Origin of the sequence: Ensifer sp. ZNC0028 (genome assembly GCF_000799055.1) — a bacterium.
GTDB lineage: Bacteria > Pseudomonadota > Alphaproteobacteria > Rhizobiales > Rhizobiaceae > Ensifer.
In genome coordinates this window covers 13,418-29,578 of the sequence record NZ_JTLA01000066.1, presented here as the reverse complement: position 1 = coordinate 29,578, position 16,161 = coordinate 13,418, and the positions used below count along the sequence as shown (strand labels likewise).

Sequence of the window (16,161 nt, the reverse complement as noted above, 5' to 3'; positions counted from 1 at the left end):
TCCACATCAATGAAACCCTGAAACCTTGACGCCTGTTTTTCCAAAGGGGAAAGTCATGACGCGTTTTGCTAAGTTCTGCAGATTGATCCTCGCAGCAACGCTTGTCCTATCGGGCCCGTCGAACATCACCGTACGCACGGCACTTGCGGCAGGCGACGACGAGGCAGGATCCGACAAGGGCCGGTTCAGCGTGACGTCCTCGGGCGGCGCGATCTACACGATCAAGGTCCAGATCCCGCCAGGCGTCCAGGGCTACGAGCCAGTGCTCTCCTTCGGCTACAACAGCACCAGCCAGAACGGCCTTGTCGGTGTTGGCTGGAACCTGAGCGGCTTTTCCAAGATAAGCCGGGTGCGCAAGATCATCGCGATCGACGGCGTGGATGGCGACCTCACCTATAGCAGCGAGGACCGCTTTGCGTTCAACGGCAAGCGGCTGCTGGTCATGAGCGGGGCCTACGGGGGCGATGGCAGTGTCTATCGCGCGGAACTGGACAATTTCGACCAGGTCACGGCAAAGGGTGCCAGCGGCACCGGGCCCCAATCCTTCGTGGTTCAGCAGCCAAACGGCGAAACGCTGGTCTTCGGCGGAAGCGCCGACAGCCGCGTTCTCGTTGCCGCCGGCCAGGAAACCGTTCGCGAGTGGCTGTTGTCGTCGCAGACCGACAGGAACGGCAACCAGGTCGTCTTTACCTATAGCACTGATCCGACCGGGACCGGCCAGCCAGGCAGCCAGGCCTACCCGATCGAAATCGCCTATGGCGGCAATGTGGGCACAAAGCCCACGACGCCGGCCAACCGCTTCGTCAGATTACGCTACGAGGCACGCCCGGATCCGATCGGAAACTACATGGGCGGCGCGGTAGCTGAGACGACGCTGCGCCTGAGTGCGGTAAGCACCTACCTTGGCAGCGACATTGTCGGCAGCTATCGCCTGAGCTACGAGACGTCACCCTCGACCGGCGTCTCCCGTCTTACAACCGTCCAGCTCTTTGACAGCGAGGACGAAAGCGCAAAAGGCCTTTCCCCATCTCGCTTCACCTACCAGACCGGCGCCAACGCCTTTGCGGGCAGCCAGACCTGGCTACAGGGCGCCTTCACGCCAGCAAACGGCTGGGACCCGACCAATAACCCCGTGACGCTCGCAGATGTGAATGGCGACGGGCTCGTGGACATCGTCGGGTTCAAGAACGGTGTACAGGTGGCGCTTGCCAAACCGGCGGGCTTTGCTCAACCGACGACGTGGCTCAATGCCTTCTCGCCGGAATACGACTGGTCCGGCGACGAACCGCGCTACCTGACCGATATCAATGGCGACGGGCTTGCCGACATCGTCGGATTTTCCGATACCGGCGTCGAAATGGCTCTGGCGGATGCGGCCAGTTCAGCCTTTGTCAAAGTTTCAGCCACGTTTCCCTACTTCGCACCCAATGCCGGCTGGAGTGCGGACGCGCCGCGCTATCTTTCCGATGTGAACGGCGATGGCTCCGCCGATATTGTCGGGTTCAACGACGGTGTTCAGGTCGCGCTGGCCAACGGGAACGGCAGCTTTGCAAGCCCGCAAACCTGGTTCGCCGATATCGGCATCAAGCAGGGATGGCAGGGCGACGACCTGCTGATGGCCGATGTGAACGGCGATGGCAAGAGCGACGTCATCGCGATGAACCAGCAGACGCGCTCGGTCAACGTCGCCCTTTCGACCGGAACAAGCTTCACGCAGGCCGGCTGGAACCAGAACTACGCCAATTTCGCTGACAACAGCACCTGGAACGCCGACAACCCGCGCATGATGTCGGACGTCAACGGCGACGGGCTTGCGGATCTCATCGGCTTCAGCACTGAAGTTTCGGTCGGGCTTTCAAACGGCGCGGGCTTTGAACCGCCTGCGATCTGGTCGTCGTCGTTCGGCGCGCCCAACTGGTCGAGCAAGACGCCGCGGATGATGACCGATGTGAATGGCGACGGCCGGGGCGACATCGTCGGATTCAACGACGGCGGAACATCGATCGCCCTTTCCACGGGGGCTGGCTTCATCGCGGGGTCCTGGAACCAGGGCTCGCTGAACGGGCTCGGCCTCAATGAAGGGGGCGCTGCGGACCAGACCAACCGACAGGTCGTCGACATCAATGGCGACGGACTTCTCGACGTCGTCGCCTTCACTCAGGAAGCGGTCGAGGTGGGACTGACGGGGGGAGACTTCCCGGATCTCATGACGGGCATAGAGCGCTCCTCGCTTGGGGTCGTTGCGATTGCCTATAAGCCGATCTCGGATCCCACCGTCTACTCGGAAAGCGCGGGGGCAGGCGCGCTTGCGACCTATCAACGCTATCCGCCGCTCATCCAGAACGAAGCATTGCCGCAATATCGGGCAAGCTCGAACCTCACGGGCAGATACTATGTGGTTGCAAGCACCACAGACAGCAACAATCCGGCCGCAGGCACCAGCCCCTACAGCTACCCGATCACCCATTTTTACAGGGACGGCCAGGTCAGCAACACCGGTCGCGGCTGGCTGGGCTTTGCGGTCAGCTCCCATACCAATGTTTCGATCGGCCGCACGACGAGCGTGACATACAATCAGACCTTCCCCCTCATCGGCAGACCGCAGTCGCGCACCGTCTCCTGCGCCACCGCCCAGACAGGGTTTTGCTCCGAGGGAGACGTGCTCTCAGTCGACACCTTCACCTACACGTCGACGACCACGGAGGTGTCGAAGGAGAATGGCTACAAGGCGACGCTCGTGCGTCCGTCGTCGACGCGATCGGACAAGTATCAGGCCGGCCAGTACAAGCATTCGCTCGGCCAGACGTTCGAACACGACGGCTACGGAAACCGCACGCAGTCGGCCAAGCTCAACCTCGTCGACCGGACGGGCAACGACCTTGATGCGTCCGACAACCTTTACTTGAGCGCAGCCTATCAGAACGACGCGGCGAGCTGGCGCCTCGGCTTCAAGCAATATGCCAAGACGACGAAGAACCCGTCGCTTGCCGATATCCAGTCCTTCCAGCCGGATCAGGATATCTCGTTGACCAGATGGACCTACGACGATGCAATGAACGTTTCGGCCCGTGGTGGCTGGGACCAGGCGCGACAGGCCTATCTTGAAACGGCCTACACCTATGACGCCTTCGGAAATCGGCTTACCGTCGCCAGACCCGGCCTTGCGACCACGACCTATGTCATCGACCCGACCTTCAATACCTACATTCAAAAGCGATCGCAGCCGACCGGCACGAACGCGACGGTTCTGGTGTCGCAATACGGATACGATGCCCGTTTCGGCAAGCAGACATTGAAGATTGACGCCAACGGCAACCAGTTCACCACATGCTACGATAGCTTCGGGAGGCGGCAACTCATTCAAGGCCCGGCTCCAGAAGGCGCCGATAGCAGCGCCTTGATGCCGGCCTGCCTGACGGCATCGGTGACGACACCTGCAGGCGTGTCGCCGGCAAAGCTTGCAACGCTTTCGACCTTCTCCCATGGCTGGTTAAATGGCGTGCCGGCTGTGACGCAAACGAACTTGACCCAGTGGCCGCAGGAAGGCAGCACGCCTTCCAAGCAGACTGTGACCTATCTTTATGACGGACTTGAACGCCGCTACCAGATGCTGACGCAATCGAGTGAAGGCGGTGCAACCGATCGGGTCATGGAAGATTTGACCTTCAGCGCCACCAACAAAACGCTCAAAAGCGCCCTACCCTATATTGGGGGCGACGACGTGCTGTTTGAAACGACCGCCTATGATCCGCTCGACCGGACGACCGAGACAACGTTTCCGTGGCTGAACGGTGACGAGATCCAGGCGATCACGTCCAAAACCAACTACGAAATGACGGGCGACGGCGTGACGGTCACCCACAACATGGCAAGCGACACCGCCTATGGCGCAACCCTTGTCGAAGACCGCTCCTACTTCGCCAACAGGGCCAGGGCCGTGACACAAGCGTTCCAGGATCTGCGCTCGCCCGGCTTGGAGAGCGTCAAGACGGGCTATCAACGCGACGTCTCGGGTCGCGTCATTGCGGTCGAGCCGCCGGCGGATGCAGGTTCGACGGCCGCGACGTACACCTATGACAGCCTCGGCCGCGTCTCGGCGAAGGCGCTACCGGCGCTGGGGGCCTCAACGTTCGAATATGGCGCCAACGGCTTTCTGGCAAAGAGGACCCAGGGCAACGGCACGATCGCCTATGCCTATGACGACGCTGGGCGCAAGACCGGGATCACCTATCCCGGCGGCATCGCCGTCCAGTTGAGCTATGACGGCGGATCGAACGGCCTTGGCCGGCTTGCCTCCGCAACCGTCACCGGCCAGGCGGTTGATGTCCAGCGCGCGTTTTCCTATGATGCCTACGGTTCGACCGCCAACAGCACGCTGCAAGTCGGAAATCCCGCACAGACCGTCTCGCTTTCAGCGCAGTTCGACCCGCAAAGGCGACCCACGGCGATCACCATGCCGGATGGTACCGTCGTCGGCCTGGCCTACAGCCTGGATCGCATGGTGAGCCAATCGATCGGAGGCGTGCCGAAGATAAGCCTTTCCGACTTTACCGCGATGGGGCAGCCCCAGACCATCCACTATGCAAACGGCGTGACGACCACACTCGAGTACACGCCGGACTTCGGCACCTCAAAACTCGACGTTACGGCCGGAAACCAGAGCCTGCTTAGCGAAACCTACCAGCTGGACCCTTACGGTTATCCCTTGAGCGTCACCGGCTCGTCGGCAAAGTGGTCGACCTATACGAAGACATCGAGTTTCGAAAACGCCCGCCTGACAGCGGTCGCCGACAGCCGGATGCCGAACGGCGAGACCTATCAGTACGACGCTGCGGGCAACCTGAAATCGTCCGCCGACCTCTCCCTTTCAAGCAGCGGCTATCTGCTCGATGCGTCGAGCACCATCGCAGGCCAGATGCTCGCACCCCGCTACGACAAAATGGGAAATCTGCTGTCGACATCGGCGCCGAGCCTATCCTTCTCGGCGGCCTACGACGGTCGAAACCGCCTGCAGAGCTTTGCATCCGGCGGCAACGGCGAGGCTGCCCAATTTGCTTACGATCACGCCGGCAACCGCGTCTGGCGCAAAGACCTTGAGGGCAACGACTATCTCTATCTCTCGCCGCAATTCCGGCAGGTGACGACGGATGGCGCGACGGTGTCCGAACTGGTGTTGCATGGCGCTCTCGGCCCGGCCTACAGCCACAGGGCAAGCGGCAGTGCGCAAAGCGAGAACTACCTTCACACAGATGCCCGCCACAGCCTCACACTGACAACCGACAATATGGGCGCTGCGACCGACTGGTTCCTCTACAATGCCTACGGCCTCCCGCTCGGGCGTGCGGCCGGATCACCGGACTACGGGTTCATGGGACAACCCTATGACGCCGATACCGGTCTCTACTATTTCAGCCAGCGATACTATCAGCCGACGCTTGCGCGGTTTACGAGACCGGATACCCTCTATTCGGCCAGCATCTACCGGCACGACAGTGCAAACCGCTATGCCTTCATGCTGAACAATCCCACCTGGGGCTTTGACCCGAGCGGACACGGGTTGCCGGCCTGCATCATCGGTCTTGGCGGCGGCACTTTCGGAACGGCCGCAGGCATCTCCCAGACCATCGACGGCGCTCTTCAGAAGAACAAGCTTTCGGCCGCAGGCGTCGGCGCGACGACGACGGTCGGCGGCATCTTTGCCGCCAGCGCCGGCGCTTCTGCCTGCCTGAAATACTACCGCGCGCGGGTCGCCGGCCAGCAGAACAATGGAGGCAACGACGGTGGAAACCAGGGCGGCCTGAATGACGATGGCCAAGACGGCGGCCTGCCGGACGACGGACTTGGCCAGGACGGCATCCCGATGCAACAGCTCCCGCCAAATGCTGGCAATCAGGACGCCGATATTCACGTTAGCGACGACAGCGACAGCGAGGACGGCAGTGACGAGTCCTCCTCAAGCAGCTCATCTTCGCAAGGCAGCGACGATGAAGATGGCAACGATGGCTCCGGCCAGGGATCCGGCGATGGTGACGGCGACGGCAACGGCAATGTCGACACCGGCGAAGGGTCGAGCTCCAGCAGTGAGCCGCAAGTCGCAAGCAGTCAGTCGACGAGCGAGGCGATCGGCGAGACGGAACTCGGCGCGAATTCCGGCGGCCAGCAGGAACTGCCGACGGTCGCAGCGGCGTCGCAGAACGGCGTCAACGACGCGGCCGTGTCGAACTCGTCGTCCCTTGTCTCGTCGACTGAAGGGGACGCAACCGGGCTGGAAGCGAGCATTTCAGCATCGACCGGCGGCGAGGTCGCAGAAAGTACTGCGACGACGACAGGGGTCGTGACGGAGATTGCGGCTGACACCACGGCTGCGGCCACCGGGGAAGCTGTCCTCGATGCGCTACCGTTTATCTTCCTGTTGTTCATTTGACGAGAGCCGGGCGCTGCCATAGAGACCTATGGCGGCGTCCTGCTGTCCGGCGAGTTATACTCTTTTGCGAAGGAACGTATAACTCAGATTGAAAGGCGGTTCAGGGAGGAGTGGTTCCGGTAGGCCTCCACCTCCACAATCGGGTTGCAAGCTTCGCCCCGATCAACGCGGTCTTGCAAGCAGCTCGCACGGGTCAACGCCCAATCCCTCGGAAAGCTGTCCAAGTACGGTGACGCTGGCAGAAACAGTGGCCCGTTCGATCTTCCCGATATGCCGGACGCTCACGCCGGTGCGGTGGGCGAGTTCTTCCTGCGTCAGTTTCATGCCATGGCGTATTCGACGCAAGTTCACCGCCATGACCTCCTTGAGATCCATCGCATAAGCGGAACCTCAATCGGAACTATCGTTCCAGGAACTATAGTTCCGATTCGACGTGGCGTGTGATAATACGCCTCTGACGATCATCCCGTTGTTACGATCTGGAAGAGTAATCGTCTCTGGCACGGAGCCGAGCATGGCAGACGGGCGAGATAACACGCTGGAAGAGAGTTGGGGATTTTGAGGGATGGAAGAGGCCGGATCCTCTGAGAATGAAACGCAGCGCAAACCTCGATACGATGCGATGAGCAAGACTGAATTGGAGACGCTGGCGGTTTCAGCGATCCGTAAACACCGCGCACTCCTCGCAGCAGATCAGGCCGTCTACGTGGATTGGTTACGAGCGAGCGACGACCCGTCGACTTCCGGATCCATGCTCCCCACCCTTCAGGAGGAGTATCTCACACGTCAAAAGAACTCCGCGGCCCAACAGGAAGAACTATCGGTCATACTTGACGCACTCGGCTTTGTGCCCGATGTCCCTTTCGACGACGATCAGGGCTCAGACGAGGCGTCGATCTTTGGCAATGGCAACGAGCTGAGGGACTGAATCAGCGCCCAGCTTGTGACGTGCTTGATCGAGATAATGCTGCACGGTCCGCGGCTTGATCCCGGTAATCATCGCAATTTCCTCGCCCTTTTTCCCCTTCGTGGACCAGACGAGGCAGAGCAGTTCTCGCGGCGACAGTAGTCGCTTCGGATTCATTACCACTTTTGCCGCCACAGCCCTCAGCTGGTAGTGGACGGCCATCAGCAATTGAAGCGCCTGATTGGAATCGAGTGCGCCCGAGATGTCTGCCTTCTTTTCCGGCGATGAAAATGTCAGCATCATCGCGGATCCATAACTGCCTTCTGCGCGAATGGTGACACCGGATCGAATGCCATGATCGATTGCCTCGTCGCGAAACTGCCGAAGAGACGAGCTCCCGCGCGTCGGCCAGTCGTCGGCGGTCCACTCAAACATCTCGCGCATCCGCCGCGCTTCGATGACGACAGGGTCGAGGGTAGAGTATCCGCTCTTCAAGTAGTCGCGTTCCCATGGTCCTGGATAGGAATTGAAGGTCTTTACCTGGTAGCCGTCGGTTTGAAGATAAGCGAACCGCTCGAAGCCATGGGACCGGGCGAAGCGGTGGACCGCACTCTTTATCATTTGCTCATCGCAAGCGGCTTCCAGCCTGTCGATGAACGAGCGAAGGTGGTCAGTCACGATTATCTCTCCTATCGTCCTTGATCCGGCAAGTTTTCCTTTTAGAAACGGTCAGCCGTACTCATCGAAATTCACGAACTTGAGTGCGCACGGGATTTATCGACGGCAACCTTTGGTGGCTGAGTGCCGAGCAATTCTTCTTGGCCGTGTTCTGTATTCCTATGTATCGAGGGAGATCTTTCAAGGGCGCTAACCGTAAATTGGGCCCTGTGAGGGGCGCGAGAGTGCCGTTCTGGTTGGGCGCCGCAAGGACTTCAGCTTGTGAGCAGGATTTCAATGCCCGCCGGATCCGCCGAGCCATAGACTATTCCCGATAAGCAGATGGGAAGATGATGTCCTGGTCGACGAGGAGGTTGAACTTGTAGCCGGGCCGGATACGGATCGTTGGCTGGACATTGAGGTTCTTCGAAATGGTCTGCTCAGCTACGCGCCCGAATGTTTCAGCGAAGTTTCGTCGAGCGGCGTCCGAGGCCGTATCTTGTGTCGCACGCGTCGAACTCTCCGGCATCGACATATCGATTCCGGTTCCAATGAGGGCGATCAGCGCCGCCGATCCAAAAGTGCTAAGAAGATGCCGGTCGGTTTTGTCGGTGAAGCCCCCATAGCCTTCTGCGTCGGTGCCCGCCATGCCACCGATCTGGAGCGTCGATCCGTTCGGAAAAATCAGGTCGGTCCAGACGGCGAGTACACGCTCCTGGCCGAAGGAAATCTTTGAATCGTAGCGGCCGAAGAGTTTGGCGCCTTGTGGAATGAGCAGCCGATGACCCGTCGCGCTGTCATACACGTTCTGGCTGATCTGCGCGGTGATCCGGCCCGGTAGATCGGAATTCAGGCCCGTGATCAGGGTGGCAGGGATAACAGAGCCGCGCTTCAACTCGTATGCCGATAGCGGCGGGACGACCTGGTTTGGCAGATAGCCAAGCTCCTTGATGTCCTGGTTGAAGAAGTCTTCCTTTGATGTCTGTCCATTTTGATCGCCTTTTTGGCCCATTAGGCCCGCGTTGAGTGCTGCCGCGTAGAAGTCCGAAGCACCGTTTGCAATGTGGCGGGCCGGTGCAACCGTGGATTTCGAATTGCTGGAACTGCCTTCGATATCTGCGATGTTCACCTTCAAGGGAGAGTCATAAGCAGTTGCCCGTGCCTGCAGGCGCGCCATTCGCTGGCGCTGCGCCTCACGAAGATATTGTTCGTCTTGCTCTCGATTCAGACGTGCCTTCCAATCATTTTCGCTGTCGCGCTGCGAAGCCTGCGCGATCGGACGACGATCAACGGCAGGTTCCTTGTCAGCTTGACTTTGAACGACTACAGGCGTCGTCTTAAAGACCTCCTGCTTGTCGGGCTCTCCGATGATGCCATCCGAAACACCGCGCTTGAGCTGATCGCCGAAACTCGTCGCGGGAGAACCCGACGCGCGCCCAAGTTCGTTGTCTCGGTTGAGTGCGAGCCCTCGCCATGAAAGACCGAGAACAACGATGCCAAAGAAGAGGACGATGACCACGATCGCGATGATGATCGGAAGGCGATTGAGACGACGCATTTCCTGCTGATGATCGTTGACGGAAGCGCCAAGCTGGAGGGATTGAACCAACCTCTTCTCCTCAGTTATGGCGCAGGACGGACAGCGGGCTTGCGGGCATCGCGCCGCCGGCTGTGCGCGAATAGGCGCGGGAAATCGAAATCGATGGCGTCGTCAGGCGCGCGAGAATCTGGCCCTCAAACGCGTCGTTCGAATAGACAAGCGCGATGGAGCTTTGACTTTTGGTCGTCTTTTTCTGCGAAGTGACGGTATATCCCCAACCCCTCAAGGCAGCTTCAAGGGCGGTCGCGTATTCGGTTTCGTCGTTGTCGAACCGGATCGTCGTGGTTGCCGGGGACCCGATCTGTTCGGCAAACCGGCCTGCCATATCGCCGGCGATTGCACTGGCGGCGCCTCCGGCAACCGCAGCCGGAGTTGCGCTCGTGGTAAGTGCTTCATTCGCGGTCTGGCAACCGTTAAGCAGCGCTGCAGCAAGAATTGCCATCGGCAAACGTCGCATCGTCAGCCTCCTCTTCGGATCGTAATTTTCTGCCGGCGCCAACCAACGCCAGAAACGAGCACCGCCTTTTCGACTGCGTAGTCGACGACCATCATGTCCTTCTTCATGCGGTAGTTGACGATGCGGTTCTGGCCCCCGCTGACAACGAAGAGCACGGGCGCATCCTCACCTGCGATAGATCGTGGGAACTGGATGTAGGTTTTGACCCCGTCGGAAAAGACCCGCTTCGGTTTCCATGGCGCGCTACCGCTGATCGAATAGGCAAAGCTCAGTGCTTCCGGTGGTCCTCCAGCAAGGCTAGCGGTCTCCAGGCGGGAATTGATATCCGCCAGCTTATTCGAAGTGTCTTCCGGGTACTCGAAGCCCACCCTCGCCATATATTGGCTTGGATGGGATTTGAGTTGGATGTGATAGGTTCGCCGCGACGTCGTGACGACCATTGACGTCACCAGGCCCGGTTCAGATGGCTTGACGATCAGATGTATTGCTTGCCCGCCAGCAGCACCTGACGTTGCAGGTTCGATCTTCCAGCGGACCGTATCGCCCACGAGGACGTCACGAACAATCTCGCCGCCCTGCAATTCAATGTCGCAGACCTGCAAAGGAGAGCAGACCACTGATGGCTGGATCTCGCCAAACAGAAATATGACTTTCCCATCAGGTCCCTTGGTGACGAGACCTGAAGAACCTCGCCATTTCCCGGAGATGCTCGTCGCCTTGGCTTCGTTCTTGCTCATGCTCTGGGCGTTTGCCGTCATTGCGAACACGAACCCAGCCATGCAGCCGGCGGCCGCGCTCAGAACTGTTTTGTGCATTTGAATGTCCCCGCCCTCAGAGTTGTGCGGTCCAGTCGAAATCCTGGACATAAAGACCAATCGGATTGAGACGGATTATCGCCTCGTCCTGCGGCGCGATCAGTACGACTGTTGCGATCCCGCGGAACCGGCGCATACCCGTTTCTTTGCCTTTCCGGTCTCGCTCATACTCAGTCCAGTCGATCTGGTACGTCTGGTTCGATAGCGCGACGATGTTGTTCACCTCGATTGCAATGGTGGACGTTTTGGCTTTCTCGAATGGGGAGTTGCCGCGGAACCAGGAATTGATCTTCTGGGTCGATGGATCTGCGGTTCGCACAAGGGCATAGGTGCGATCTATATACTGCTTTTGAACGACCGCGTCCGGCGAGATGCTCTTAAAGCTGGTCACGAAATTACCGAGCATCGCGCGCACAACGCGCGCGTCGGCATATTCGATCTGCTCGGGGAAGCCTGCAGCGATCGGCGTGCCGAGCCTGTCGACCTCGACGATGTAGGGCACCAGCTTGACCTGAGTGCTCAGATACATGGCATAGCTGAAGCCGATGATGGCCATGCCGAGGCTAAGAATGCCCACTATCCGCCAGACGGCAGCGGCCTGCACGTAGGACCCATAGCGCTCGGACCATTCCTGCCGCGCGGCAAGGTACGGGTTTTCGGGGACGCGGTTCACGGTCATGTGTGGATCTCTCCGGATTATGATTGTTCGTTTCGTTCAGGTAGGGGCTTGTTTGTCTTTCCACGGCCGCGCGCCTCATCCAGCTTTGCATTGGCGAGGCCCAGCAACGACCCGGCATAGGCTCCAGGCGATCCGATCGACTTGTCCCTGGCGGCAGAACCGGTTGCCTTCGCCCCCGAGGTGAGAGTTGACCAAGCCCCACTAAGCGCTGAGCCGGCGATCGATGAGCCAGCGGCGCTAGCCGATTTGGCCGCAGCAGCGCCGGCGCCAACGGAGCCGGCGACCAGTGAAGCTGCGCCGGCCGCGAACGACGCCGTTTGACTGCCGTGCCGTATGGTCTCCATGCCGCCGGTCACAGAGGCGCCCTGAACAACCCCCTGAATAATGTTTGGCACGTACATTGCTATGATAAAGACGACCACAGAGATGCCAGCGATCGCCAGGATCGTAACAAACCGGTCGGAGGACCCGGTTGGAGCAGCTGCCAAGCCCGTAAGGACCTGAGACCCAATCTTTGCGATCATTACGAGCGCCATCAGCTTCATGCCAACGCCGAACGCGTAGACGAGATAACGAACCGCAAAGTCCTTGGTGAAAGACGAACCGCCGAAGCCGAGCATAATCATGCCCGCCAGCAGCCCAATGTACATCTCAATCATGACGGAAACGAAAATCGCGGCGACGAGCGAGAAGCAGATGACCACCACTCCCATGGCGAGAACCGCGGCGACGCCAAGAGCATTGTCCTCGAACACGCCGAATTTTACTTGCAGCGACATCTGTGAGGCGATGCGTATACCTGCGTCAAAGACTTCGGCTGGCGACGCTGATCCACCGCCCGCGCCAATCTGGAACAGGCTGTCGATGACGGCTTTGGCGAAGGTCGGCCCCTGATCGAGGACAAACGCAAAAAAGCCCACGAACATGATCCGCCGAACGAGTTCGGCGAACCAACCGTCAAGCGAAGCCGCCTGAAGAGCCAACCAGACTGCACAGATTGCGATCTCGATCGCTGCAAGGATCCAAAACAGCGATCGCGCCGCATCTATGATGGTTGTTTCCCATCCCCTGGCTGCTGCGACGACCTGGTTTTCGAGCTCCGTTAGGACTTGGCCGGTTTGAGCCAAGGTCGGTGCATCAGTGAAAAGGACAATCGCGGCGCTTAGGACAAGGGTCCGGGAGAGTGAATTGATCACCATCGCGGTTTCATCTCCTGGCCCTTTTCGATCGGAGGTAGTTCGTTGCTAGAGCCGAAGAATCTGTCTTGCGTCGCTCTCTGCTCGTCGGACACGACGGGCTCGCAGGAGCTTCGCAAAATGAAGACGGTAGTCGTCACTGCACATGCTGCAATTGCCACGGCAACCAGGGACGCAGTTGTAAGAGCGCGGTTCACCAGCGTGGTTCCATCTTCTGACCTTCTGGGATGTCGCTGACGGCTGCGTCGAAAAATCTCTCCCGGCGTGCCTGTGCCAGATCCATCTTCGTCTGCTCAGACTGGAGCCAGGTGCCCATCAGCGTCATCTGCTGCGAAACGAGGCCACGAAGCTTTTGCATCTGGCTGACCTGCTGGGTGGCGATTTGATGTCCGATCTGTAGCGCCTTCATCTGCCCGTCGGCGGATTGCGACATCGATCGGAGCTCATTCATGGTGCCCTCCTCCGTATCGAATTGATCGGCCGTGAGGCTTGCTGCTCTTAAAGTGCCGGCGATGGTGTCACGGTTCGTATCTGACCAGGACTGGTAGCTTGAGGAAAAGCTCTCTCCGTTCGGCAGGTTCGTCTTCAAGTCCGCGTAGCTCTTGAAGCGCTGCTGCAGGACGTCATCTGCGTTGCCCATAGAGAACGCGATACTCTGCCCCTTGTCGACGATGCTACGGAGCTTGTTCAGGTCGCGCTCGACCTCGCCCCAAATGTGCTTTGGCAGCTGCGCCGTGTTCTGGAGCATGTTGTCGTAGATCTTCAGCTGGTTCTGGATCTGTTCGGCCAACTGACTGATTTGAGTGAGTTGGTTGTCAACCTGCAGACCATTGCTCTTGAGAAGGTCGACGAGTTGGGCATTGTTGGCGAGTTGGGTCCATTCGGTGGCGACACCCGTTGCGGAACCTGCTCGTGCCGAGAGTGGTGAGGTTGATGCGAGAGCGCACACAATTAGGCCTGCCATTGACCTACGCGAACTTGAGTAGCGATGCGGCATCGTGAACTCCTCGTGTTTCGAGCCAGCGGACCGGCCAGTCCTGGCCATGTCTAGATCTGAGCGCGCGGATGCGCTTGAGGTCATCTTTGCCGGACGCTCCCACGAAGCTCAGCGCAACCGGACCCAATGCCATATCGAAAAGCCGGCGGCCCTCGGGAGTGGCGACGTAGTATTCGCGCTTGGGAATGGCCGTCGAAACGATCTCGATCTGGCGCTCGTTAAAGCCGATCCGCTCGTAGAATTCCCGCGTGCCGGGCTCGCGCGCGGCGCCGTTCGGAAGGCAAATCTTGGTCGGGCAAGATTCCTTCAGCACGTCTATAATGCCGGAGCGCTCAGCGTCGGAAATGGATTGGGTCGCTAGCACTACCGCGCAGTTCGCTTTGCGTAACACCTTCAGCCATTCGCGGATCTTATCGCGAAAGACCGGGTGCCCCAGCATCAGCCAGGCCTCGTCCAGCACGATCAGGCTTGGCGACCCGTCGAGCCGCTTCTCGATCCGTCGAAACAGGTAGGTCAGCACTGGAACGAGATGGCGCTCGCCAAGGTTCATGAGGTGCTCGATTTCGAAGCATTGGAACGATCGGAGCGTTAGACCGTCCTCTTCGGCGTCGAGCAATTGTCCCAATGCGCCATCGACCGTGTAGTGGTGAAGCGCATCCTTGATCTCGCGAAGTTGAACGCCGCTGACGAAATCCGAAAGCGATCGGCCGGCGGCGGTCGCCATCAAACCAACTTGTCGGGAGATGGCGTTCCGGTGGTCTGGCGTGATCGTCACGCCTTGCAAGGCGACGAGCATCTCGATCCACTCAGCTGCCCAGGCGCGGTCGCCATCGGTAGAGAGTTCGAACAACGGGCAGAACGCGAGCGCCCTCCCCTCTTCTTCTTGATCCCCGCCGATCTCGTAGTGATCGCCGCCGGCAGCAAGTGTGAGCGGAAGGAGAGAATTGCCTTTGTCGAACGCAAAGATCTGCGCGAACTCGTACCGCCTAAACTGTGCCGCGATGAGCGCCAGTAATGTCGACTTCCCCGAACCGGTCGGACCGAAGATGAGGGTATGGCCAACGTCATCGACGTGCAGATTGAACCTGAAGGGGGTCGAGCCACTCGCCACCTGCATCAAGGGGGGAGAATTGGCGGGAAAGAAAGGGCAAGGGGCAATCGCGCTTCCCGACCAGACTGAATTGAGCGGGACCAGATCGGCAAGGTTACAGGTGTTGATCAGCGGTTCCCGGACATTGCAGAACCAGTTGCCTGGAAGACTGCCGAGGAAGGCATCCGTGGCGTTGAGTGTTTCGACCCTTGCACCAAAGCCCTCAGCCTGCACCAACCGGCGGATCGCCTCGGTCTTTTCCTGCAATGCCTCCCGGTCATCGTCAAAGAGGATGATTACCGGCGTATAGTACCCATAGGCAACCAACTGCGATGACGCCTGGGCAATCGCGTCTTCAGTCTCGGCCACCATGCTCATTGCGTCCTGATCCAGGGAGCGGCTTTGCGTCTGAAACAATTGATCGAGGAAGGGGCGAACTTTCTGTTGCCACTTCCTGCGGGTCCACTCGAGCTTCTGACGCGCCTCTTCCGCATCAAGGAAGATAAAACGCGACGACCAGCGATAGCTGAGCGGCATCAAATCCAGGCTGTTGAGAATTCCTGGCCAGCTCTCTGCTGGCAGCCCGTCGATAGCCACGACGCCGAGGAACCGGTTTTCGACCTTCGGTGTCAACCCATGCTGAAGCTCAGCCGTCGCGATCCAGTCCAGATAGATCGGGATGTCTGGCAGCCGGATCGGGTGGTTCTCGCCTGTTATGCAAAAACGAACGAACTGCAGCAGCTCGTCATAGCGCGCGATGCGCTGCCCTCCCCTATCAACCATCTGCCGCGTCTCCATGCGTCGGATCGAAAGCGCGTTCGCAAGGTACTGTTCGATTTCGCGAATGGCGCTCTTGAAAGTGAGAAGGACCGTGTCGGCATAGGTCTTCGTCCGGCTTTCTTCGTCCGAATAGATGTAATTGCTCAGTCCCACTTTCTTGGGCTCAATGGGTCGATAGGTGAGTATGACGGCGTGCTTGCTCTCGAAGTGGCCCTGCTCTCGCGCAAAATGAGCCCTACGTTCTGCGTCAATCGCACGTGTGATGGGATCAGGGAAATGACAACGGTCTTCTGATGGGTAATCCACCGTCGGAATACGGATGGCTTCGACCTGGATCATCCAGCCGCTGCCGAGCCGCGACAGGATCGCGTTGATCTGCCGCGAAAGCTCGTTACGCTCAAGGTCAGTGGCGCTTTCGGAATCTGGCCCCGCGAAATACCATCCGGCCATCAGGGTTCCGTCCTTCAGCAGGAGAATGCCATTATCGACCAGGCCGGCGTAAGGAACGAGGTCAGCGAAGGACGGGCCGGTGGACCGGAAGTGTTTTAGAGCGACCATT

General features: G+C 59.3%; 12 protein-coding genes. 2 read left to right on the top strand and 10 right to left on the bottom strand.

Annotation, left to right across the window (positions count from 1 at the left end):
• Nucleotides 1–55: 55 nt before the first annotated feature.
• A complete protein-coding gene (locus L981_RS15255) occupies nucleotides 56–6,424 on the top strand; it encodes an FG-GAP-like repeat-containing protein (protein ID WP_082006034.1) in 6,369 nt (2,122 codons plus the stop codon).
• A gap of 162 nt (nucleotides 6,425–6,586) precedes the next feature.
• Here the strand turns inward: L981_RS15255 and L981_RS15250 are convergent, their stop codons facing one another.
• A complete protein-coding gene (locus L981_RS15250; protein WP_043617645.1) occupies nucleotides 6,587–6,799 on the bottom strand; it encodes a helix-turn-helix domain-containing protein in 213 nt (70 codons plus the stop codon).
• A 190-nt stretch (nucleotides 6,800–6,989) separates the two neighbouring features.
• Between L981_RS15250 and L981_RS33790 the strand changes: the two genes are divergently transcribed.
• Nucleotides 6,990–7,352: a transcriptional repressor TraM gene (locus tag L981_RS33790; protein WP_082006033.1), complete on the top strand. Its 363-nt coding sequence runs from the start codon at nucleotides 6,990–6,992 to the stop codon at nucleotides 7,350–7,352.
• Here the strand turns inward: L981_RS33790 and L981_RS15245 are convergent.
• The 9 genes from L981_RS15245 to L981_RS15210 all read right to left on the bottom strand — a co-directional run bounded on the left by L981_RS15245 (nucleotide 7,305) and on the right by L981_RS15210 (nucleotide 16,160).
• Entirely contained in the window at nucleotides 7,305–8,009 is a 705-nt protein-coding gene (locus L981_RS15245; protein WP_043617642.1) for an autoinducer binding domain-containing protein, read from the bottom strand. The two genes, L981_RS33790 and L981_RS15245, sit on opposite strands and share 48 nt — an antisense overlap.
• A 304-nt stretch (nucleotides 8,010–8,313) precedes the next feature.
• The gene (gene trbI, locus L981_RS15240; RefSeq protein ID WP_043617638.1) at nucleotides 8,314–9,597 is read right to left on the bottom strand and encodes an IncP-type conjugal transfer protein TrbI; all 1,284 of its coding nucleotides are present in this window, start codon (nucleotides 9,595–9,597) and stop codon (nucleotides 8,314–8,316) included.
• 10 nt (nucleotides 9,598–9,607) lie between these two features.
• Nucleotides 9,608–10,045, bottom strand: a complete 438-nt coding sequence (gene trbH / locus L981_RS15235) for a conjugal transfer protein TrbH (RefSeq protein ID WP_043617635.1) — start codon at nucleotides 10,043–10,045, stop codon at nucleotides 9,608–9,610.
• A gap of 2 nt (nucleotides 10,046–10,047) precedes the next feature.
• Nucleotides 10,048–10,860, bottom strand: a complete 813-nt coding sequence (gene trbG, locus L981_RS15230) for a P-type conjugative transfer protein TrbG (protein ID WP_043617632.1) — start codon at nucleotides 10,858–10,860, stop codon at nucleotides 10,048–10,050.
• A gap of 16 nt (nucleotides 10,861–10,876) precedes the next feature.
• A complete protein-coding gene (locus L981_RS15225) occupies nucleotides 10,877–11,539 on the bottom strand; it encodes a conjugal transfer protein TrbF (protein WP_043617629.1) in 663 nt (220 codons plus the stop codon).
• A gap of 17 nt (nucleotides 11,540–11,556) precedes the next feature.
• Entirely contained in the window at nucleotides 11,557–12,738 is a 1,182-nt protein-coding gene (trbL, locus tag L981_RS15220; protein ID WP_043617626.1) for a P-type conjugative transfer protein TrbL, read from the bottom strand.
• Nucleotides 12,732–12,875 (bottom strand): entry exclusion protein TrbK, encoded by a 144-nt coding sequence (gene trbK, locus L981_RS33785; RefSeq protein WP_245281636.1) that lies wholly within the window; start codon nucleotides 12,873–12,875, stop codon nucleotides 12,732–12,734. Before trbK ends, trbL begins: the two co-directional genes overlap by 7 nt.
• Before the next feature lie 53 nt (nucleotides 12,876–12,928).
• A complete protein-coding gene (trbJ, locus tag L981_RS15215) occupies nucleotides 12,929–13,732 on the bottom strand; it encodes a P-type conjugative transfer protein TrbJ (RefSeq protein WP_043617623.1) in 804 nt (267 codons plus the stop codon).
• Nucleotides 13,704–16,160: a conjugal transfer protein TrbE gene (locus L981_RS15210; RefSeq protein ID WP_043617621.1), complete on the bottom strand. Its 2,457-nt coding sequence runs from the start codon at nucleotides 16,158–16,160 to the stop codon at nucleotides 13,704–13,706. Before L981_RS15210 ends, trbJ begins: the two co-directional genes overlap by 29 nt.
• Nucleotide 16,161 lies beyond the last annotated feature (1 nt).

What these genes read in the sequence shown, in the direction of transcription:
- trbH (WP_043617635.1), bottom strand. Translation starts at nt 10,045, where the DNA reads ATGCGACGTTTGCCGATGGCAATTCTTGCTGCAGCGCTGCTTAACGGT.
- trbL (WP_043617626.1), bottom strand. Translation starts at nt 12,738, where the DNA reads ATGGTGATCAATTCACTCTCCCGGACCCTTGTCCTAAGCGCCGCGATT.
- trbJ (WP_043617623.1), bottom strand. Translation starts at nt 13,732, where the DNA reads ATGCCGCATCGCTACTCAAGTTCGCGTAGGTCAATGGCAGGCCTAATT.
- L981_RS33790 (WP_082006033.1), top strand. Translation starts at nt 6,990, where the DNA reads ATGGAAGAGGCCGGATCCTCTGAGAATGAAACGCAGCGCAAACCTCGA.
- L981_RS15255 (WP_082006034.1), top strand. Translation starts at nt 56, where the DNA reads ATGACGCGTTTTGCTAAGTTCTGCAGATTGATCCTCGCAGCAACGCTT.
- trbG (WP_043617632.1), bottom strand. Translation starts at nt 10,860, where the DNA reads ATGCACAAAACAGTTCTGAGCGCGGCCGCCGGCTGCATGGCTGGGTTC.
- L981_RS15250 (WP_043617645.1), bottom strand. Translation starts at nt 6,799, where the DNA reads ATGGATCTCAAGGAGGTCATGGCGGTGAACTTGCGTCGAATACGCCAT.
- L981_RS15210 (WP_043617621.1), bottom strand. Translation starts at nt 16,160, where the DNA reads ATGGTCGCTCTAAAACACTTCCGGTCCACCGGCCCGTCCTTCGCTGAC.
- L981_RS15225 (WP_043617629.1), bottom strand. Translation starts at nt 11,539, where the DNA reads ATGACCGTGAACCGCGTCCCCGAAAACCCGTACCTTGCCGCGCGGCAG.